At 43.0% G+C, this 23,294-nt stretch carries 12 protein-coding genes; 4 read left to right on the top strand and 8 right to left on the bottom strand.

From position 1 onward, the window contains the following. Positions 1 to 116 precede the first annotated feature (116 nt). Both BUE31_RS11350 and BUE31_RS11345 read right to left on the bottom strand, forming a co-directional pair. On the bottom strand, positions 117 to 1,718 hold the full coding sequence (locus BUE31_RS11350) for a cellulase family glycosylhydrolase (protein WP_200801911.1): 1,602 nt from the start codon (positions 1,716 to 1,718) through the stop codon (positions 117 to 119). A 643-nt stretch (positions 1,719 to 2,361) separates the two neighbouring features. After that, positions 2,362 to 2,544 (bottom strand): DoxX family membrane protein, encoded by a 183-nt coding sequence (locus BUE31_RS11345; RefSeq protein ID WP_255376662.1) that lies wholly within the window; start codon positions 2,542 to 2,544, stop codon positions 2,362 to 2,364. Between the two features lie 475 nt (positions 2,545 to 3,019). Between BUE31_RS11345 and BUE31_RS11340 the strand changes: the two genes are divergently transcribed. The 3 genes from BUE31_RS11340 to BUE31_RS11330 all read left to right on the top strand — a co-directional run bounded on the left by BUE31_RS11340 (position 3,020) and on the right by BUE31_RS11330 (position 11,403). Then, entirely contained in the window at positions 3,020 to 6,187 is a 3,168-nt protein-coding gene (locus BUE31_RS11340) for a SusC/RagA family TonB-linked outer membrane protein (protein ID WP_200801910.1), read from the top strand. 21 nt (positions 6,188 to 6,208) lie between these two features. Beyond that, positions 6,209 to 7,768 (top strand): RagB/SusD family nutrient uptake outer membrane protein, encoded by a 1,560-nt coding sequence (locus BUE31_RS11335; RefSeq protein ID WP_073403493.1) that lies wholly within the window; start codon positions 6,209 to 6,211, stop codon positions 7,766 to 7,768. Between the two features lie 71 nt (positions 7,769 to 7,839). Next, the gene (locus tag BUE31_RS11330) at positions 7,840 to 11,403 is read left to right on the top strand and encodes a VCBS repeat-containing protein (RefSeq protein ID WP_073403491.1); all 3,564 of its coding nucleotides are present in this window, start codon (positions 7,840 to 7,842) and stop codon (positions 11,401 to 11,403) included. Between the two features lie 223 nt (positions 11,404 to 11,626). Here BUE31_RS11330 and BUE31_RS11325 read toward each other — a convergent pair whose 3' ends face one another. Then, on the bottom strand, positions 11,627 to 13,837 hold the full coding sequence (locus tag BUE31_RS11325; RefSeq protein WP_159440662.1) for a CRTAC1 family protein: 2,211 nt from the start codon (positions 13,835 to 13,837) through the stop codon (positions 11,627 to 11,629). A 261-nt stretch (positions 13,838 to 14,098) separates the two neighbouring features. Here BUE31_RS11325 and BUE31_RS11320 point away from each other — a divergent pair, with 261 nt between their 5' ends. Continuing rightward, entirely contained in the window at positions 14,099 to 15,178 is a 1,080-nt protein-coding gene (locus BUE31_RS11320) for a glycoside hydrolase family 43 protein (protein WP_073403489.1), read from the top strand. Positions 15,179 to 15,274: 96 nt separating this feature from the next. On the opposite strand, the gene BUE31_RS11315 is transcribed toward BUE31_RS11320, so the two are convergent. The 5 genes from BUE31_RS11315 to BUE31_RS11295 are packed head-to-tail and all read right to left on the bottom strand — an operon-like array spanning position 15,275 to position 23,169. Continuing rightward, positions 15,275 to 17,770 carry a glycoside hydrolase family 95 protein gene (locus tag BUE31_RS11315; protein WP_073403487.1) on the bottom strand — a complete coding sequence of 832 codons (2,496 nt, stop codon included), beginning with the start codon at positions 17,768 to 17,770 and terminating at the stop codon, positions 15,275 to 15,277. Between the two features lie 20 nt (positions 17,771 to 17,790). Continuing rightward, a complete protein-coding gene (locus tag BUE31_RS11310) occupies positions 17,791 to 19,002 on the bottom strand; it encodes an endo-1,4-beta-xylanase (protein WP_234997793.1) in 1,212 nt (403 codons plus the stop codon). A 21-nt stretch (positions 19,003 to 19,023) separates the two neighbouring features. Continuing rightward, the gene (locus tag BUE31_RS11305; protein WP_073403485.1) at positions 19,024 to 19,872 is read right to left on the bottom strand and encodes a sialate O-acetylesterase; all 849 of its coding nucleotides are present in this window, start codon (positions 19,870 to 19,872) and stop codon (positions 19,024 to 19,026) included. A 13-nt stretch (positions 19,873 to 19,885) separates the two neighbouring features. Then, positions 19,886 to 21,859 carry an alpha/beta hydrolase-fold protein gene (locus BUE31_RS11300; protein WP_073403484.1) on the bottom strand — a complete coding sequence of 658 codons (1,974 nt, stop codon included), beginning with the start codon at positions 21,857 to 21,859 and terminating at the stop codon, positions 19,886 to 19,888. 29 nt (positions 21,860 to 21,888) lie between these two features. Beyond that, on the bottom strand, positions 21,889 to 23,169 hold the full coding sequence (locus tag BUE31_RS11295; protein ID WP_083619718.1) for a glycosyl hydrolase family 8: 1,281 nt from the start codon (positions 23,167 to 23,169) through the stop codon (positions 21,889 to 21,891). Positions 23,170 to 23,294: the final 125 nt, after the last annotated feature.

Here is a 23,294-nt window from a genome sequence, read left to right as displayed (position 1 = left end):
TGACTCAAATAATCATCAGCATGTAGCATAAACAAACCTCTAACATCTTACTTAAGTAAGGCACTAGAGATTTTGTGGGATTGTATCTAACTAGATTAATCTACTTCTATTCTGCTCTATATTTTTACAAATCCCCATTGCTGATTTTTGCCGCCGTTATAATCATATTGATCAACCTTAGCGCCATTTCTGAGTGGAGTTGGTGGATCATTTGTTCCTAAAGTAACTTCCAGTGCTTTTCCGCTATTTACATTGATAATCTTATAGTATCCATTGTCGGTTGCCTGAATTAGCCATTTTTGATTATTCCCGCCTGTTCCTGAGTAAGACCAAATATCCACGGTACCGCCGTTAGCGCCATTCCACCCATATACTTCCAAACACTCCGCCGAAGCATGCATAGGCGTTAACAGGTAGCTGCCATTTCCTGTGCTCTGCACTTTAAATTGCTGATTTTGTCCGGCTAAATAATCCCATTGATCTGCCAACGATCCATTAGCATTGCCCCACCCGGCAATCTCTAAAGGCTTAAAGCTGTACCTGTTGATAATTTGGTAAACAGAACCAACCTGAATTCCAGGGGAGGAAGCAGTTTGCGTTCCTTGTATAAGGGCCGCTAACTGTTTTTGATCTTGTATAGCGTAAGTCGACCTGTTAATGATCGAACCGGTGTCCCACAGAAAAGGAAGCATCCCGTTTGCCAATGCCTGGTGCATATTGTAATTATACCAATACGCCCTTGAAGCAACGTTGTAATTTAAATAATCTCCTGTAAGATTCTGACCCTGTACTGAAAATTCGCCCATTACCACCGGGATGCCATTGTTAACAAACTTTGTTTTCATCATTTGAAAATAGCTGCTAAGGGTCGATTCCTCGCCCCAGGTAGGATTGTGCGCAACATCGAAAGTGGTATGATATCCCGAGCCCCAATAATAAAACACATTGCCCCAAGATTGGTCCGAGCCCATCAAACAGAAGTTGTAGGGAGTGTAGTTATGGACTTCCACCATCAAACGATTGGATGCCGGATCTGTGGGCATCGTGTTCATCAGGTTGTTTGTCGCTACAATATCAGCTCCGTTGGGGCCCTGGATAACCAAAGTTCTGTAACTATTGTGGCCGCCGGTTGACCTCACCGCGTTGATAAAAGTTTGATGATAAGAAAGCAGAACGCTCATTGCGGCGGCAGTGGTTCCACCGGGTTCGTTCGTGCTGGCAAAAAGCAGGTGTTCGTCAAAACCACGCATTTGCGTTGCAATTTGCTCCCAAAGTGCCTTTTGTTTGGCATTAGTTGCAGCCTGCGCGGTGACCGTATCATTGCTTTGCAACCATCCGTTGTCCCAATGTATATTTAATATCACATACATACCATCATTAACGCAGTATTGCACAACCTGCTGCACACGGGCGAGCCAGGCCGGGTCTATTTGTTCAGTTGTTCTGTTTGATATATGTGACCAATCCCAATTACAAGGAATCCGTATTGCGTTAAAACCGCTTTGTTTTACCTTGTCAATTAGTGCCTGGGTAATCATGGGGTTTCCCCATCCGGTTTCGCTGCCGGGGGCTTCCATTGTGTTGCCTATATTATATCCTAGTGTTATTCTTGAAGCGATCTGAACCGCCGTACTGGCTACCCCTGTCTGATCTGGCGGAAGCGGCGAAGTGTTATACCCCGGGTACGAATCCAATGAACTAGTAATCGTTTTTGACATAAGCGGTTTAATACGCGGAGTAACAGTCATTTGCTTCGTACATCTGGTCAGCGCCAGGATGGCAAGAATGCACAATAGATAATTTAAAGTCTTCTTCATAAAAAATGGTTAAGATGCGACATACAATTTGCCGCTATTAATAATTGGTTAATTGCAAGTAAGGGTATCAGATAATCAGGCTCATTAAGGATGGATAGCTCGTTATCATTTATTTTATATATTGGTTAAATTTTATTTGCGCAAGGCGAAAGGATAATTAATAAAAACACGGGCACTTAAATGCAGCCATTGGAACAACAGCAAATTTTAGCGGCAATATTTTTTAAGTGGTACCAGGTTTATTAATCTGGTGGTAAAATTATAGAGGTTAAAATTGAATGGACGGGTACAAAAGTCAAAAAATAGAGTGCGGGATGTTCAAATTGATGGAAAAAGTATCACGCCTGCGTATTTCGAAGGGTTTGATCATGACATCTGTGCATACACGTTTAATTTAATTGTTTACAGCAAAGTGGAAAAACATTTAAATGATCAGATACGAAGCCGGGGCAATTGGTTCGGAATGACATGATCGATGGGTTGTTCGTCTTCTAAAGTCACTTTGGGCCTCAAACAAACTGTTTCCTTATCGTACCAACGGTAATTATAAGATTGGGGAAAGCATAGTAACCAGCATGGTATAGATCAGCGGGATAGCCATGATACTTACAAAAAGGCCGGACAATATCGCCAGGCCGCCGAACACTTCAATTAACGAGCTAAGCCAGGCCGTAAGGTGAGGGAACCGTACCATTAACCGGGTAAGGAATTTTTCAAAACCGGCCAGGCTCCCTTTGCGGTAATCTATGCACTTTGAATTTATCCGTGTTTGACAAATGTTGTCTTTTTATGGTAAAAAATGTGTTACCGAATTATTCAGCAAAGCTAATTTTACTCCCATATAGCACTTGCAATTCATCCATTGTCCGCTAGTATAATAAACCAGTAAAGCCGACCCGTTAGCTCTTTTAAATTTCGATTTAAGTTAAACCCTTGATGGACTTGCGCACAATGTTTTGTTGCATGCCGGAAAGCATAAGCAGGTTAGGTTCTACAATCGATTGCAGATCCTTTAAATACATATTTATGAGAGAATAAATCAAATGTTTTTGTTTTGCCGGCCACAGTTTGCGGCCCGTATTAAACTACATCGGTGCGTATTCCAACTGCGTAGCAGCATTTAATTGAATCGACGCTCAGTTACCTACCACCGGTCGAACAGCCAATTTAATTTTCACCAATTTTCAATTAACAAACCAATTATGAAAAAAAAATATTTACTAAGCACTTTCATGAGAATGACGGTTATAATGGTAATTATATGTATTACTATTATAAACTCCGCATTTGCGGCTAATGGCTCTGCTCATTTGCGGCATTTAAATCCTGATGTAGCAAAATCAGATGTAAACAAGGTTATAACAGGCAAAGTAACCGACGAGGATGGTTTAGCGCTGCCCGGTGTAACGGTTACGTTAAAAGGCACAACTACTGCAGTCGCAACCGACAATACCGGCGCGTTTCACATCGAGGTACCTAATGACCAGGCAGTACTTGTTTTTAGCTTTGTAGGCTATGCTTCAAAAGATGTAGCTGTATCGGGTAATTCAGTAATCAACGTAACGTTAAGGAATAATACCAAATCACTAAATGAGGTAGTGGTAGTAGGTTACGGAACGCAAAAGCGTGCCAATGTAACCGGCGCTGTTTCGTCAGTAAGCGGCAAAACGTTAACAGACCTCCCTGTATCCGGTGTCGATCAGGCTTTACAAGGCCGGGTAGCTGGTTTAAGTGTTACCAACAATGGTTCTCCCGGCAGTGCGCCTGTAGTTCAAATCCGCGGTGTAAGTTCGATAGGTTATGGAGGTGATCCTCTGTACATTATTGATGGTGTCGCCGGATCTATCGGAGGCTTGGACGCCCAGGACATACAATCCGTTGATGTACTTAAGGACGCAAGCTCGGCAGCCATCTACGGCTCCCGGGGAACCAACGGCGTTATCCTGATTACCACCAGGAAGGGGTCAAGAAATAATAAGGCTCAGGTAAGCATCAGTTCTTACGGAGGCATACAGGAAGTTACCAAGCGTTATGATCTCCTTAATACAAATCAATACCTTCAGTATGAGCGGGCATTAGATGGAGCTGCAGGAATTGGGCTACCGCCACGTTTACAACCTGCGAATTTTAACCTGCCTATTTACGCCGGGGCTACGCAAACTTTTGCTCAAACTAATACCGACTGGCAAAGCGCATATTTCCAAAAAGGGCCTATACAGCAGCATGATATTACCATAAGCGGCGGAAATGATGTTTCCCGTTTCTTTACATCCGGCGGTTATTTTGATCAGGATGGCATCACAGTTGGAACGTTTTATACCCGGAAAAACTTTCGTATGAATTCCGATCACAATGTAAACAAGTTCGTTACTATCGGCGAAACGTTCAATGTTTCTTCTACCCGCCAACGTTTTGGCATTCCCCCGGGCAACAGGACACCTCTTACCAATGTGATAAGGATGCAGCCATATATACCTGTTCACAATCCAAATAATCCGGGTGGTTATTTCGGTCCTCAAAACAGTTTCGATGGCGCCGACCCGGTTAACCCTGTTGAACAGGCGTTAATTAATGACAACCGTAATTACGGCTTCGGAATACATGGTAACCTTTTTTTAACAGTAAAGCTTACCCCATGGCTGAAGTTTAATTCTACTTACGGCATCGATTACGGAACAAACAGGCAAGAACAGTATACGCCCATATACAATGACGGCGGCACGTCAAGCAGCCCGCTTGCTTCTATAACCGAAAATACCAATAGCGGAACAACTACGCTATATACAGAGCAATTAACCTTCGACAAGACATTCGCCACCAAACATCACGTTTCGGCTGTGGCAGTTTACGAAGCTCAAACCAACCGGAGTGATAACCAAAACTCCTTTGGTAACCAAAATAATAACACCATAAAAACCCTGCAGAACGCCACTAACACAACTACTAATTATACTTATGGTACTAATGTATTGACATCATATGTTGGGCGTGTAGGTTATGATTATGAGGGGAAATACCTGCTTTCCGGTTCAATACGCCAGGATGGCCTGTCGGTTTGGGCACCGGGGCACAAATATGAATGGTTCCCTGCAGCTTCAGTGGGCTGGAAGGTTGACCAGGAAGATTTCATGAAAGGTATCACTTCAATCAGCGAATTGAAGCTGCGGGCCGGTTATGGTCGTACCGGTATAAACGGAACTGTATTGGGTAATTATCCATACGTATCGAATGTTTCAGCGGGCGGAACAACCTATCCGTTTAACAATTTGGCAACCGGCGTTAACCAGGGTAACGGTTCTTATTACGGTGGGCTAAGTAATTCTCAGCTTCATTGGGAAATAACCAATTCAACGAATATTGGTGTTGACCTGGGCTTATTCCAAGACACGTTTACTTTATCGGCCGAGGTTTATGACAGAAAAACCGATAACCTGATCTTAAGTGTACCAATCCCACCGAGCTTTGGTGTTGGCGGGCCTATAGCAAATGTTGGTTCAATGGACAATAAGGGCATTGAACTTACCGCAGCTTATCATAAAAAAACCGGTGACTTTAAATATGATATCACCGGTGTGTTTAGTTTAGACAGGAATAAAGTTACCTCATTAACTGGAAGTGCGAATGGTTCTATATCGGCCGGTCAGGATGCTGACTTTGGAAACGGCGTGATTACTAATACTGTACCCGGCCAATCTATCCAGTATTTTTATGGGTATGTAGTTGAAGGTATATTTCAAAGTGCAGCTGATGTAAGCGGCCATGCCACCCAAACCAATGCGGCACCAGGCGACATTAAATTTAAGGACCAGGATCATAATGGCGTTATTGATGCTAATGACCGGGTTAACCTGGGCAGTTACCTTCCTAAATTTTCATATTCGTTAAATTATTCCGCCAGTTACAAGAATTTCGATCTGACTGCATTTTTCCAGGGAGTGTATGGCAATAAAATATTTAATGCCGAAAAAGTAATACTTGAAGGTATGGCAAGGTTGTTTAATTCAGATGTTAACGTTTTAAATGCCTGGACTCCGTCAAATACTAACACTAATATTCCGAGAGCAATCTCTGGCGACCCTAACAGTAATTTAAGGGTTTCGTCACGCTGGATTGAAAGCGGTTCATATCTTCGCTTAAAAAATCTGCAGATAGGATACAGCTTACCAATAGGGTGGCTTAAGAATGCTACCGATAATAACGTAAGCAAAGTTAGGATCTACCTGTCGGGAGCAAACATATTCACTGTTACCAAATATACTGGGCTGGATCCTGAGGTCGGCTCTAAAAATGGAACGCTTACAAATGGTATTGACTATGGGCAATACCCTCAACCAAGGACGCTTCTGGTAGGTTTACAGGCAACATTTTAATAATCATAAAAATTGTATATTATGAAACACCGAAAAATTTATTTATTATCCGCCACTATCATACTAATGATAACGGTGATCGTATTCTCTTGTAAAAAATCAGCGTTGGATACATCTGATCCCAACAACCTGACTACCGGTAACTATTATAAAACAGCAGCACAGTTAAAGTCGGCGGTTAACGCTGCCTACGCAGCTATGCACCAGAACAATCTGGTGTCTCGTGAGTGGTATTACTTACATGACACCCGCAGCGATGAGGTTTTCCCCGGCGGTGGTCAATTGGAAGTACCACGCAGGCAGTTGTATGAAAACACCGACGACCCTACAAATTCGGTTACGAACTCAGTATGGAACGGCTGGTACACAGTAATATTCCGCGCCAACGTGGTAACCGACAATGCGCCAAACGTTACCGACAATGTGGCGGACAAGAATGAAACAGTTGGCGAGGCGAAGTTTTTACGTGGCTGGGCTTATTTTGACCTGGTTAGCATGTGGGGCGGTGTGCCTTTGTTAACAGCAGTAGCGAAAAGTCCGGCCGCATTTCAGCCCCGTGCATCTGTTGCTTCAGTTTATACGCAGATTATTCAGGATTTGACCGATGCCGCCGCCGTATTACCCGGGAAAACAGGGACTGATAAAGGAAGGGCCACAGCCGCCGCTGCCAATGCGATGTTAGGCAGGGTGTTAATGCAAAAAGGGGATTATGCGGGTGCTAAAGCTGCCTTTTTAAAAATCCCGACCACAGGTCCTGACGGATACTCTTTAACAAACCGTTATTTGGATAATTTTGAGTTAGCGACAGAGTTTAACCAGGAATCAATTTTTGAAGTTGTATTTGTGGACAAAGGTGACAATAGCTATAACTGGGGCGGCGAAAGCGCGACTGAATCTCAAACAACGGTGAGAAATCAGGAATATTGCCCTGTTGCCTGGAGGAACCTTATCCCTTCGGACAAATACTTAAATGAATTTGAAAGTACAGCTACTGGTGCTGTAAAAACGGACCCGCGCTTTTCATATAGCGTTTATCAAAGCGGAGATAAGTATAATAACGGGCTAAGTGTTTTAACGGATGGTGATCAAAACGGAAATTCTTCTATTCTTCACGGTGAGACTAAAAAAATAAGCTGGCGCAAATTTATGCTTATTTATCAGGAAAGTGCAGGTACGGCTGGATTCCACCCTGGCGGTAACAACCAGCGTATTATACGGTATTCGGAGATTTTAATTAACCTTGCCGAATGTGCTAATGAGCTGGGTGACATTCCCGGAGCTGTAGCCTATCTGAATATGGTACGAGCAAGGCCCGATGTTGCAATGCCGCCATATCCAACAACACAATTTCCTGTTGCTGCAAAAGGGGATGTGGTTAAGGCAATAATGCACGAGAAAATGGTAGAATTGGGCGATGAACAGGTACGTAATATCGACATTTTAAGATGGCGTAAAAAGGGATATTTCTCTACTGAGCCGATTGATAAGTTTCACGCTGGCAGAGATGAGCTACTGCCTATACCACAGGCTGAACTTGACAATAATCCGCTACTTAAAGGGCAGCAAAATCCTGGTTATTAATTTATTTGTACTAATTTTAAAAACAGGCGGCCAATAAGCCGCCTGTTTTTTCTTTAATCTCCTGTCGAATTATGAAGAGGCTCTTTATTGGTTTTACTATAGCAATACTAATGTCTTCGTGTAAAAAACATACGCTATTTGAGCAAATATCATCATCCGGTTCCGGCATCACGTTTAATAACCTGATTACCGAAAACGATTCAATTAATCCTATCGATAATGCGACTGTATACAATGGCGGAGGTGTTGGCATAGGAGATTTTAATAACGACGGCTTGCCGGATGTTTATTTTACCGGCAACATGGTACCAAATAAGTTATACCTCAACAGAGGGAACTTTAGGTTTGAGGATGTTACCGCCGCGGCAGGAGTAGATGGCAAGGGGCGTTGGGGAAAGGGCGTTTCTATTATCGACATTAATAATGATGGGTTACCTGATATATATGTATGTAATTCGTTTGCAAATGATCCAAAAAAGAGGCAAAACCTACTGTATATCAACCAGGGGGGTAATAAGGCCGGTGTCCCTGTATTTAAGGAGGAGGCAAAGGAATATGGCCTTGATATTCAGTTATTTTCTACAATGGCCAGTTTTTTTGACTATGATAATGACGGCGACCTTGATATGTATTTGACCGTAAATGAGCCGAACCCTGCCGAATTCCCCAATCAGTTCAGGCCTATTGATACCGCCGGCAACGGCAGAAGCATGGGACGATTGTACCGGAACGACTGGAACCCGAAACTTAAACATCCTGTGTTTAAAGATGTTTCAGCGGCAGCGGGGATCAAAATAGAAGGATACGGACACGCTGCAACCATTGCCGATATTAATCTTGATGGCTGGAAGGACATCTATGTTACAAACGACTTCCTTTCGAATAATATATTATACATCAATAATCATGATGGCACTTTTACTAACAAATCAAAAGAGTATTTTAAGCATACCTCGTTTAATGCCATGGGGCAAGATATAGAGGATATAAACAACGATGGACTGGCCGACATTTTTGAATTAGACATGAGCCCGGCTGATAATTTCCGAAAAAAAATGATGTCGGGGCCAAGCAGCTATAATACTATTCAGAATTTCGACCACTACGGTTATCAATATCAATATGTGCGAAATACACTTCAGTTAAATCAAGGTCCTTCTATTGGAGAAAACAACCAGGTCGGTCACCCTGCGTTTAGCGAAATTGGCTTTTTAAGCGGTGTAGCGCAAACAGACTGGAGCTGGACCCCGATGGTTACCGATTTTGACAACGATGGCTACCGCGATATTATAGTTACTAATGGTTATCCCCGCGATGTTACCGATCATGATTTTATTACCTACAGATCTAATGCATTTTTAATGGCTACAAAAAAGGAGATCCTCAGCCAGATCCCGTCTGTCAAAATTCACAACTACGCTTTTCGTAATGAGGGCGGTGTGCAATTTAGTGACGTGAGCCAGAATTGGGGCTTGGGTATTCCTTCCTTTTCGAATGGGGCAGTATATGCCGACCTAAATAATGACGGCGCAATGGACCTTGTGATTAATAATATTAATGATGAAGCGCTGATTTATAAAAACACCGCTGCGGAGGATAAAAAAAATGTGCAGCATTATCTCAACGTAGCGTTTAAAGGTCCAGATAAGAACCGAGAAGGAATCGGGGCTTTTGTCGATATCTATTATCAGCACGGGTTGCATCAGGTATATGAAAACAATCCTTACAGGGGCTACCTCTCCAGCATCCAGCCTATGGCACATTTTGGATTAGGTAAATGCAAAACCATCGATTCGGTGGTTGTTAAATGGCCGAACAAATATCGCCAAACATTTTTAAACGTAAATACAGATCAAACGTTGTCCGCAAACGTTAATAATGCACGTCAAACATATACCTGGGTAAATCCAGCACAAATAAAAACTCCGCTATTTACAAATATCACAAGCAAAAGCGCAGTAAAGTACATTCATCGCGACACAGATTATGCAGACTTTAATATTCAAAAGCTTTTGCCGCATAAGCTTTCAGAATACAATCCTGCGCTGTCTGTTGGCGATATCAACGGCGATGGTTTAGATGATATAGTTGTCGGTGGGAATTTTACTGAACCGGCACAGGTTTTTTTCCAACAAAGGGACGGCACATTTATGCAAAGGGGCCTTTTAGAGGAAAAGAAATACGACCACCCCTACCTTGACGGAGGAATTCTGATCTTTGATTCGAATGGCGATAAATTTCCGGATGTATTAATTACCGGCAGCGGTTACAAAACGCCGGCAAATGATCCGGCATACCAGGACCGCTTGTATATTAATGATGGCAAAGGCCATTTTACACTTGCAAAGGATGCGTTACCTGTATGTTTTAAAAGTAAGTTATGTGTAAGGGCATTCGATTATAATAATGATGGCAAATTAGATCTGTTTATCTCCGGGAGAGTTGAGCCATGGAGATATCCTGAACCCGTAAATAGTTATATATTAAGAAACGACACAAAGAACGGCAAGGTAAAGTTTACGGATGTAACCAATGAAGTTGCACCCGACCTGAAAAAAATCGGATTGGTATGCGATGCCATTTTTAGCGACTTTGACAACGATGGTAAAACAGACCTGGTATTAGCGGGAGAATGGATGCCGCTAACTTTCTTAAAAAATATAAATGGAAGGTTTGTAAACGTTACACCAAAAAGTGGCGTCAGCAACAAAACCGGGTGGTGGAACTCAATAGTGGCGGGTGATTTCAGGCATACAGGCAGAATGGATTATATAGTTGGAAATGCTGGATTAAACTCTCTGTACCAGGCCAGTGAGGAATTTCCGGTGTTTATAACAGCAAATGATTTCGACAAAAGAGACAGGTTTGATGCATTTCCATCATTGTTTCTCCCAGGCAAAGACGGCATAAAACGGGAATATCCTGCAAATGTAAGGGAGGACGCCTTTAAGCAGATGATAAGTTTACGCGTAAAATTCACTAATTATCATTCATATGCCGAAGCTACTATGCAGGATGTGCTGAGTGCCGATCAAATGAAAAATGCGTTGCGGCTTAAAGCCACCGAATTGAGATCATGCTATTTCAGGAATGATGGCGAAGGCAAATTCACAGCAATTCCCTTGCCTCCCGAGGCGCAGGTTTCAGCATTAAATGGAATGGTGGCCGACGATTTTGACGGGGACGGCAATCTCGATCTATTGATCAATGGAAATGATTTTGGCACCGATGTTTCCATTGGAAGATATGATGCCTTAAATGGCTTATTATTAAAAGGTGACGGCAAGGGCGGGTTTACCCCTTTATCAATTGCAAGGAGCGGCATCTACTTACCCGGAAACGGGAAGGCGCTTGTAAAATTAAAAGGCGCCGCGAATAACTACCTGCTTGCGGCCAGCGAACACGCAGGGCCTCTCCGCATTTTTCGATTAAATGCTAATGTTTCCGTATTACAAATAGGCGATACAGATCAAAGCGCTGTTATCACTTGCAAAGATGGCAGCCGCACCAAACAGGAGTTCTACTATGGAAGTTCGTTTCTTTCCCAATCCTCCAGGTTTATCCTCATCAATGATAAGGTAGCACAGGTATCAATAAAAAATTGTTCAGGGAAAACGAGGGTTGTTAAATTTTAGCTCGGATATCTTTAGTAGTTTAATTATTGAATAGCTGTCCTAAAAAAGCGTTCTTCTATCGGTGCTGATCAAAATAGTCATGCCGGACTGCATGACTATTTTGATTTTGCTGTTGCGTAAGCCGGTGTAAGATTTTATAGATGGTTTGTTAACTATTTTTTGCGCATAGGTCAAATAGCGGTTTTTTTTCTGGATACATAGGGCCCTTTGCTCAAATATATCCTTACCTCTTTACCGTCATATCAGCCATCGGCATTGACATCGCCGGCGTCCTGGTGTTAAATTTTAGAGTCTTCAAATTAAGTGGCATTACCTTGCCATCCTCCGTTATTTCCAGGAACTGCCCCGGCTTTATCTTACTGAGATGCTGCACCATTCCGCTCCCCGCCCATCGGATCTCGATATCATCGATGATATTGGCCTTTCCTACCCCTATCTCTTGTCTGAGCGGAGACGAACCAAAGCTTCCGCCAGAGTTTACATCCTTAAACACACTTCTCTGTAAGCCATTTTCTGTAAAGGTGATTTTGATTCGTGAGCCGATGGCAGACCTATTTGACTTTGTACCCACCAGTTTTAGACCTATCCAATTATTATTATTTTGGCCCGGGTTTAGATATAATGCACTCGGATAAGCATCGCCTATGTACGCCCCGCCCATTTCGATAAAGATATCCTGCAGTCCATTATTTCTGAAATCGGCAAACGATACACCATGCCCCTTCTGCAAATTGCCTGTACGTGACGAATTGGTTACATCAGCAAAGTTTTTGCCTCCTATATTCCGGAAAAGCTTATTTGGGATAAGCGACCCAAAATCCGGATTGCCGGTTCCAAAATAAATATCAGGATAGCCGTCATTATCGATATCACCAAAATTGCCCCCCATGCTAAACACTACCCTGTCCAGCCCGACGTTATGGGTTACATTGGTAAATGTACCGTCGCGGTTGTTTCTAAAAAGAAAAATATTACCATTATCGGGTACAGGAGTACCCAACGCCTCTAACGCAGCGTAATAACCCAGGGTGTTGCTAAAATTATAACTACTAACCAAAATATCGGGCCATCCATCATTATCGTAATCAAAAAACCAGGTAGTAAATGTGTTTTGCTTTATGTTGATGCCAGCTTTGCCGGTAACATCTTCAAATTCTACATTTTTGCCGCCTTTGCACTTGTTTTTTAGTAAATATTTCCTCCCGCTCATCGTCGAGACAAAAATGTCGGGCCAACCATCGTTGTTATAATCTGCCGCTGTTACGCCTTTCACAAAATCGTTGATCTGGCAATGTGCGTTTTGGCTCATTTCGGTAAAGGTTCCATCATGGTTATTGATATAAAGTGCAGATGGATGATTATTGTCAGGGCCTGTTCCGTATTGGCTTTCCATCCCGATAAAAACATCAAGCCAGCCATCGTTGTTAAAATCGGCCCACACGGCAGTTTGTGTAGGGTGCATAAACTTCAAACCGGCCGCAAAGGTTACATCGGTAAACGTACCGTTGCCATTGTTTTTAAGTAATGAACTTGGCTGGTTGCCAAAACCATCCCTAAGCCAGCCTCCACGCATTATAAAAATATCAGGGTGTCCATCGTTGTTATAATCGGTTTGCTCAATATTCAATCCTCCCACCACATCTTGCAGGCCACTTTGAGCGGTTCGGTCGCTGAAAGTGCCGTCTCCGTTATTATGAAAATAATGCATGTGATCCTGTAGATCCATCCCTGATGTAATGATGTCTAAATAGCCGTCACTGTCAAAGTCATCGACGATGGAGCCACCGGCCCTGCTGTTCAAATTAATGCCAACGCTTGCTGCTACGTCTGTGAACGCCTTCACTTTATACGGCCCATCGTCAGCATTTAAATTGGGGATAAGATATTGAGTAGGGACTTCCGCCGGATAACGCCCTAATGTCATATAAGCAATGTTTAACAACCATCGGGATTGGACATCGTGGGAGTTGTTCTTCAAAATATTCTCCAGCTTTTCAATTGCCTGCCGCGATCCTGTTTGCACTTGATGTACACCCGCTCCCCGGATTGGGAATATGCAAGATGAACCATTATGATTGAACATGCAATTAGCACGTTCCCCTAAACGCATGTAGGCGATGGCCTGGTCAGTCGCTATGTCTACAGGGCTCATGTAATGAGGGATCTTTGAAATTTTCTCGTATATATCAACAGCCTGTTGTTCATGGCCTTCCTGCAATTCAAACAATGCCTTTTTTGATAGTAATTGAACGTCGTAGTTTGGCGAATCTGCCTTTAATGTGGAATCACTGGACGCCAGCCGGGCATCAGAACTAAAGACATTTTTCGGGTTATAATTTCGTTTTTTAAGATGCTGCAACAGTTCGGCCATGTTAGCTGGGGAATGTGGTTTGCAGGAGATCACCAAACCGTAAATACCTGTTATAAATAACATCGTAAATATTCTATATCTCAACAACATGATAACTGGTTTAAAATTGGATGCAGATGCTTAACTAAGCAAATTTAAATGAGCCCGAAATCTTAAAACACAACATTTGTGTATATTAATATAACATATGAACAAAGCAATTGAACATATGAGTTATATCTATACACAAACGTGTATAGCAGAGATATTAATCCGGCTTATCTTCGCCAACAGGTAAAACTTCAAAGACCTAAGGATGTCAATCAATACTAAATAAACCAAATAATGAAGAAAACTATTTCAAAGATCGCGATTTTGACCCTGGCGTCGACACTCGTGTTCAATTCCTTGAGTGCGCAGAAAAACACCAACAAAATTAAGTTCCTTAATCAACCCTTAATTAAAACCATTTATACAGCCGATCCATCCGCACACGTGTTCAATGGGAAAATTTACATTTATCCATCCCATGATATTGACGCAGGCGTACCCGAAAATGATAATGGCGATCATTTTGCAATGCGTGATTATCACATATTGTCGCTTGATCGCATTGGTGGAAAAGTTACCGACCACGGCGTTGCGCTCGATATTAACAACATTCCATGGGTTGGCAAACAGTTATGGGCGCCTGATGCTGCCTTCAAAAATGGCACCTACTTCCTGTATTTTCCGGCAAAAAATAAAGAAGGCGTTTTTCAAATAGGATGCGCAACATCTAATAAACCTGAAGGGCCATTTAAAGCGAATCCATATCCTATCAAGGGTAGTTACAGTATTGATCCTGCTGTATTTGTTGATGATGACGGAAGCGCCTATATGTATTTTGGAGGTATTTGGGGCGGTCAGCTTCAACGCTGGCAGACAGGAAAATACGAAGCCAACGGTTCAAAAACTGATCTTCATAACGACAAGGCAGCCGCCATAAGTTGCCGCGTAGCTAAGCTTGATAAAAGCATGATGGAATTTGATGGAAAAATACACAATGCCCTCATAGTTGATAGCGCCGGGCATGAGTTGTTGGGTAGCGACCATGACCGCCGTTTTTTTGAAGGTTCATGGATGCATAAATATAAGGGGAAATATTACCTAACCTACTCTACCGGCGATACGCATTTTCTGGCTTATGCTATCGGCACGAGCCCTATGGGGCCTTTTGTTTACGCCGGTCACTTTATGCAACCCGTGCAAGGGTGGACAACGCATCACTCTATTATTAAGTTTAATAATAAGTGGTATATATTCTATCACGATACTGAACTCTCGGGCAAAACAAATTTGAGGAATGTTAAGGTTACTGAGTTGCATCACCTTGATAATGGTAAGATAGAAATGATCAATACTTATACAAACGCGGGCAAATAATCAGGTTAAAAACAAACATGCAGCAGTCGCATAAAAAGTTTACGGCCGCTGCACGTTTAATTTTCGATCAACTAAGGGATTAGCTCTTCAGCTGTTTTAATTTATCAGCTTTTCTATAACATAAGTTTTACCAGGCGTTGTTGGCATATCGTAAACCCATGTTTTAATGAGGCTGGGGGTAATGCTTTCATTACTGGGTTTTACTATCGGCGTTTTTAAATCCATCACCTGGTAAAAACGGTTCTTGTTACTTCCATTTGCTACCGCTAACAATTTGTTATTCATTTGCTGATTAAAACGCAGCCGGCAGTTCCCGCCAAGCGAGGAATGTATAACCAGCTTTATAATTTTGTGGTTGGCCCACTTCATATCAATTTTAAAGCCCCCTCTGGCCATCAACCCCGAGGCGCTGCCATCCTTCCAATCATCGGGCAATGCCGGCAGCAAGTAAATTGCGCCGTCGTGACTTTGTAAGAGCATTTCTGCTATTCCTGAAGTGCAGCCAAAATTACCATCGATTTGAAAGGGTGGATGGGCATCAAATAAATTGGGATAAGTGCCACCGGAATTTCCGGTTACAGGTTTTATTTGATCTTTAATAAGCTTGTGGGCATGGTTACCGTCCAATAACCGCGCCCATAAATTGATTTTCCATGCCATTGACCAACCGGTTGAGACATCACCACGATAAATAAGTGAGTTTTTTACAGCGGCGAAAAGTTGTGGTTGCGTGAAAGGAGATATTTGGTTACCTGGAAACAAGCCGTATAGGTGGGAAACATGCCGATGATGATCGTCGGTGCGGTCAAAATCTTCCAGCCACTCTTGTAACTGGCCATGTTTGCCAATTTGCATAGGAGGCAATTGGCTTCGGTAAGCAGCCAGGCTGTCTGCGAAAACTTTATCCACATGCAGTTCTGCAGCGGCCCTGATCACATCTGTAAACAAACCAAAAACTAATTGGTTATCCATGGTAGCTCCTGCAGTTACAGATACCTGGTTTTTGCCATCGATATATTCGTGTTCAGGCGATATCGAGGGTGATACCACTAACCAACCATGTTCGGGTTCTTTTTGTAGAGCATCAATGTAATATTCAGCAGCCCCCTTCATAATTGGATAATATTCTTTCAGGAATGTCTTATCGCCCGAATACAAATAATGTTCCCAAATATGTTGGCTTAGCCATGCGTTCGATGTTGGCCACAATCCCCAAAAGGCACCATCTACTATACCTGTTATGCGCCAGATGTCGGTGTTATGATGCAGCATCCACCCGCGTGTTCCATACATTATTTTCGCAGTTGGGGCGCCAGTAACCGACAAATCCTTTATCATCTGAAAAAGTGGCGTGCTTAATTCTGGCAACTGCGTTACTTCGCTCGGCCAATAATTCATTTCGGTGTTGATGTTAATGGTGTACTTGCTGTCCCAGGGGCCTTTTACCTCGCCATTCCAAATACCTTGTAAATTGGCTGGTTGCGAGCCTGGTTGAGACGAAGAAATTAACAGATAACGCCCGTATTGAAAATATAATTCTGCCAACTGGGTGTCATTATTATTAGCGAAATTTTTAATGCGGATGTCTGTAGGGTGGCTTGCTGAACTATCAATATGCAGATTGAGTTTCACCCTATCGAAATATGAACGATAAAATCTGATATGGTTGTTTATCAAAACATTAAAATCATACCGATATGCCTTATGCAGAATATCTTCGGCCCGGTTCATTGAATTTGCCGAAACATCACGGTAATTAACAAAATTGGTGGCTATCGAAAGATATATTACCGCCGTATCGGCATTTGCGATAGTTATGCCCGAAGTATCCGTAACACAAGTTCCCCGGAAGTTTTTAACTCTTGTGAGCACAGTATATTTAATCTGTCCTTTTTGGCCTTCGTGATCGCTGCCCTGGCCCGATAAAACCAGCGTTTCTTTTCCGTTTACGCCAACCGAAGATTTTAATGGGCTTTGAAGTTTTACCTTGCAACTAATCATGCCGGGCTTATTGGCCGTTAACCTGACCATTAACACATTGTTGCCAAAAGCTGTAAAATATTCCCGCTTATAGTTAACACCGTTTAAAGTGTATTTTACAACAGCAGTAGCATTCGCTATATCCAAATCACGATAATAGTTAGTAACGCTATCTGCTCCGGGAAACTTAATGTATAAATTACCGGCAAGTTGGTACGGCATGCCACTGTTGCCTTTTGGCCCAAGTTTGTTGTTGGCTAATTCTTGCGCTTCGGCATATTTTTTCCCGGCAAGCAACGCCCTTACCTGGCTGATGTAAGGCCTTGCATTTGAATCGATGGTGTTATTCGGCCCACCTCCCCATATCGTTGATTCATTTAGCTGGATGCGTTCGTTCTGTACATTGCCAAATACCATCGCGCCTATAAAGCCATTCCCAATTGGCAAGGCCTCGTTCCAATTCTTTGCCGGTTTGTTATACCATAGTTTGTACCGCCCCTGGTTGGTTACAGTTGGCTTTCTTTCCGCATGTTTTTGTTGCGCCTGTATGGACGAAAACATCAATAATGCCGCAACAAAAATGTTCACCTTCTTGTAAAATACTCCTTTCATATATCGGGGGTTTGTAACGCTTAAAAATTCACAACGGACCAGTAGGCATTTTTACGTTGCCTGTTTTCATCAAATAATAGAGGGTAGGCTTTTCTGACCACGCGGGGCGTATTCGCGCCGGCTGCAGCCCCTCCCATAAGCCCTCCGCCTCTCCCGTCAAGCCAGCTTGAGCGGTCAGACACATTCCAGAATGTAACGTTTGTTATAAATTGCTTATACTCCCTGAAAATATCGAAGGCCATTTTGTATTGTGCAATTTGTTTGGCCTCCACCTCGGGAGTATAACCCGGGTCGGGAGTTGGCGTAGCCCCTGCAGGTGCTGGCGTTGTTCCAGGCGCTGGCCTTGGCTGCGGTAAGCGTATGGTAATATCCAGCTCTGTGAATTGTACCTTTAAACCCAATGAGGTTACCTCGTCCAAAGCTTTACGTAATTCGTCAGGCGAGGGATCATTCAATTTCCAATGCGCTTGCATGCCCACGCCATCAATCGGGATGTGGTCGGCAATCAATTTTTTTAACAATTTATATATTTTCTCTCTTTTTACCGGGTGTTCGCTATTATAATCATTGTAATATAACTTCGCATTTGGGTCAGCTTCGTGCGCAAATTTAAAGGCCGCCTCTATAAAATCGGGGCCATTGCATATCTTGTACCAATTGCTTTTGCGATAAACCTGTGTGGTATCGTCGCTATCGTCAACCGCCTCATTAACCACATCCCAAGCGTAAATTTTGTCTTTATATCTTCCCGCTACAGCAAAAATATGGTCTTTTAAACGCTGCAAAAGCAACTCTTTAGTTACCGGTTCACCATTCGGCCCCTTAAACATCCATGCAGCTTCTTGGTTATGCCAGCATAAATTATGGCCACGGATCCTAATATGATGGCTCACAGCAAAATCAACAATAGCATCGGCATTTTTCCAGTTATAAACGTTTTCGGATGGGTGTATCGGCCCCATCTTCATATCATTCTCTGGCGTTACGCTGTTAAACTCTTTCACAATTAATGCAGAATCAGGGCCGTGCAGGGAAGCCGAACTAACTGCAACACCAATTGGAAAGTAGTTTTTATAATAATTCTTTAAACCTTTATCGGGATTGATACCCGCCGTAGCAGATGATGTTACCGGATGTTTGAAAGCACACCGAACAAATGATAAAACCATAAGTGAAATTGCAAGAGCCAGCATACCCCGACTTGCTTTTTTTACTGTAGTAGAAAATTCCATATTTGTTAATGGTTTATTTGCTTATTGATTTTCTTTGACCTTATAACCTAATAACGAGAGCATTGTCTCGCCATATCGCGTTCCCAACAACCTGCATCCCCCGGCTGTAAAATGCAGGTGATCGGGGGAGCAAACGCAGCCTGCCGAAGAAATAACATATGAGTTAGGAACAGTTTGGGGCAGCGTGGTTATAATTTTATTCATGCTTGCGCAAATACCGTTTTGATCGGCATTTACCACTTCTCCTGCAAGTAAAGGCACCTTTTTGGGCTTTAGCTTTAAATCCTTCATCAAATTATCGTAAACGCCTTTTACTTTTTTGGTCCATAGCGTATCGTTGGTGTTGGATTCACCCTGGTGTAACAATATCCCCTTAATCACACCCGACTTTTGCGCTAATTTGGCAAGTGCTACTAATCTGTCATACGGATTACCTCCATATTCGGCAACTATGTTCTTCATCCATCCAGGAGCTGTTGCCAGGTATGATTGATAGCTATCTTTTTCAAAAATCTCTATTTTGGCGCCGGCAACGGAAACGTTAATGATGCCAATCCGTATTTTTTCCGGCAGGTTGGCTACCAGCGTCCTGCCAAAATAATCGGCCGGGGTTAGGCCAGTTGTGCAACGTGCCAATGGCGGTATGGCCGTGTGCCAATTGTCTTTAAGCCAGCCTTTGTCCCCGCAGTCAACAGCTTGCAGTACCTGAAACCTGCTGTCAATACCAATCGAGTCCTGTGCCTGTATCCTTGCATTGCCCTCCATGTTCGATTGCCCAAAGCAAATAAATATGTAAAACTTCTTGTCCTGCGAAAAGCCTCTCAAGGCCAACAAAATAAGGCAAGCCGCAGCTATGATTTTAAGTTTCATTTTGCAGGTAATTTTAATTCTTGAATATCAGGCTTGCAAACTGGTTTAAAGATCGCCTCCATGATTGCCACTCGTGTGCGGTACCTGGCGATTCGTAAAATATCTGTTTAATGCCAGCCTTTTCAAGTGCCTCGTGAAATCCCTTTACCATAGTTTGCATTCTTTCCGGCTCGGCAGTACCTACGCTTAAATAAAGCACTTTGACCTTTTCGTTAAAAGCATTTGCATCGGCAAATACACCGTTATACATTTTGGTTATATCGGTGCCTGGCTGCATAAAACCTGCACCGCTAAAACCTCCTACATAAGCAAATTTGTCGAGGTTGGTCATGGTAGTTTGGAAAGTTTGGAATCCTCCCATCGAAAGCCCTGCCATAGCGCGGTGATCGCGGTCGGCAATTGTCCTGAATTTTGCATCCGCCATCGGAATAATTTCCTTCACGAGCACATCCGGAAAAACATTGCCCGCCATGCTCATGCCACGGGTATTGGTAGCTGGGGGTTGCGTTGGATCGGTGGCGTACCCCCTGTCCATCACGACTATCATCGGGGTTGCCTGTTTAGCGGCAATCAGGTTATCCAATATAAAATTCATTTTGCCTTGTGTTGGCCATCCGGTTTCGTCTTCGCCCGAACCATGTTGTAAGTAAAGTACCGGGTATCTTTTGTCGGTTTGTATATCATAACCGGGAGGCGTGTATACGTTTGCCCGCCTCCATGCCTTTGTTATGTTTGAGTAGTAGTTTACCGAACGTATTTCACCGTGAGGAACATCCTTTATGGTATAATAATCACCGTCCGGATCTGGAATATCAATCCCGCTTGCCATTCTTCCCATGCCGTAAAAAGTTTGGGTAGCCGGGTCAACAACAGCAACACCGTCAACTATTAACGAATAATAATGGAACCCTAATACAATCGGATCTGTAGTTACCGTCCAATAGCCGCCCGTATCTTTGGTCATCGGATATTTTTTTAACAGGTCAATTTGAACACTTTTTGCATCTGGTGCCTTTACACGAAAAAACACGGTGTTGTCTGGAAATATCTGCGGGTATTTTACGCCCGGAATATTGGTGGGTGCTGGTACTCCTATCTCGTTATATGCGTATTGAGGGAACGTGGAAACATCTACCGGCTTAAAAATCAATTGTGAAAACATATACAAACCATTCTTCCATACCTTAAAGTTGTGGACACCCGGCTCGATATAATATATATGCGGCACACTTTTCTCTACCAGGTAGTCGTGGGTGCGTTTGCTGAAGGTAATTAACCCGTCACTTGAGCCGCATGATATCCAAAGTAATTTTAGCTTACTTTTTGCTGCATCGGGGTTGGGAAACAATTCCTCAGGCTTTTTGGTGTTGGGGGCTGCAGAAAAACTGCCCACCCATGAAAATACGTTAAGATTTCCCAAACCAAAATTTAATGATTGCCCGCCCCCCATTGAGAGGCCGGCAATTGCCCTGTGATCCTTATCAGTATAAACATGGTATTTACGGGCAATAAATGGTATCAGGTCGTTCAACAGATCTTTTTCAAAAGCGGCAAAACCTTGTACTTTTTCGGGGGCCATTACATTTCCTGTCGCCCGGTCGTCCTTTATAGCCCTGCCGTTAGGCAACACTACTATCATGGGGACAATTTTATCCTGTGCATACAGGTTGTCCAATATCACCTGAGGGCTGCCACCGTTATACCATTCCTTTTCATCACCACCAATGCCATGCAACAGATACAGCACCGGGTATTTTTTACTTTTAGAATATCCTGGCGGAGTGTATATAAGGGCGCGGCGGGTATTGCCCACAGTCTTTGATTCATAAGTGATCGTATCTATTTTTCCGTGCGGAATCTCAGCACGAAATTCATCAAAACCTACCCTCGCCTGAGTAACTATGCCTTGAGCGTAAGTTGTTACGCTAAAAAAAACAAGAGTAGATGCCGCAAAAAGCAACAGCCTGGTTTGTTGAGATATGTTCATCGTTATAGTGTTTGTCGTTTAATAGAATTTCAATTGGTTTGCGGTTTTATCAACTGGTATTTGCCGCTGAGATGCATTAGGCTGAATACGTATAATAAGCCATCATAATACGGATCGAAATAATTATCTGAATAAGGTTCCAGCTTCGCGTTCCAAAGCGGGCGCAGGAAATCGAATTTTGTATTGTCGGTGATCATGAGAGAGGCTGCGGCAGAGGTAGCCACTAATCCCAGGGAATGCCGCAGTTTTTTTACACCGCCTGCCGGTAAGACAAATTCAGGCGTGGTGCCATCGGTGTTAAACTGATCGTCGAAATCGTTGATACCTTTTGAGCGCAAAAAATTTTGAATACGTTTCGCGTATGCTTGCTGCCAGGTTTTATCCTTGCCGAACCAAACATAATCCATCGCTATATTCATCGGAACCCGCCAGGAATCGAATCGAAAAGCAGGTTGCATCCGCCCCCATCCAAATGGCTTGCCGGTGAAATAAGTGTTATCCGGATTAAGGCCGGTTACGGGGTCGCAAGCCCGGTGTAAAAACATTCTGGCTGTATCTGCACAATCCCGGTAAAATTGTTCGTGGCCATCTTTCGCGTAAAGCGCCCATACCTCGTAAAATGCAGGCAAATGATAGGAAGGGTCAGTCCATTCATACCCTTTACCCTCGGGTACAAAGGAAATTTGCTTTGCTTCCATGTTTATTAAAGGATGGATATTGCCTGCACCGTCTTTCTTCCACATGGCATCCAGTATCCTCCTGGCCTCGCCATAGTAGTTAATGCCTGTATTATTCCCCCACCTGTTTGATGCAAAAAGCAAATCGGTCACAAAATATAACTCCCCGTCGGACGCGGAACCCTCCGAGTTACGCTTCATTGTTTGGGGATTTATGCTCCAGGCAAAATATCCTTCCCTCGGCCCGTCCTGGTGTTGAAGATATTTTTTTGACCATCGCCATATACGATCAAAAACATCTTTTTTGTTAAGCTGCACAGCAATCATCATCCCGTATGAAAGGCCTTCTGTCCTGGCATCGTGATTTTTTACGTCTGACACGTAGGCCATGGAATCGCCTACTTCAAAATATACCTTGTTCGGGCCTTCAAACACATCGTGATAAGCCTTTGCTAACTTACTGTCGATATCTGCATTGCTATATCCCGCGTCATGAAAAAGATCAGGATAAACGCCGAAGGCAAATGCCCCTTTTCCAGTCGTTTTTTTTGAAAGCTTCCGGTTTTGACTGTTTGCCAAAAAAGGCAGCAAAGCAACCATTACATACAATAACATTAATTTTTTTATACTCATGTCGTAACTAAATTGGGGTTTTTGTTATACTATTTAGGAGCTGACTCAAAAGGAGAACAAACGGTCAACGATTGTTCAATCAATTTTCGATCAAAAGTATTTTGAAAATAGAACTTGATGTGCCA

The sequence above is a fragment of the Mucilaginibacter sp. OK098 genome, from assembly GCF_900142915.1.
Taxonomy (GTDB): Bacteria; Bacteroidota; Bacteroidia; order Sphingobacteriales; family Sphingobacteriaceae; genus Mucilaginibacter.
This window is presented reverse-complemented; position numbering and strand designations above follow the sequence as displayed.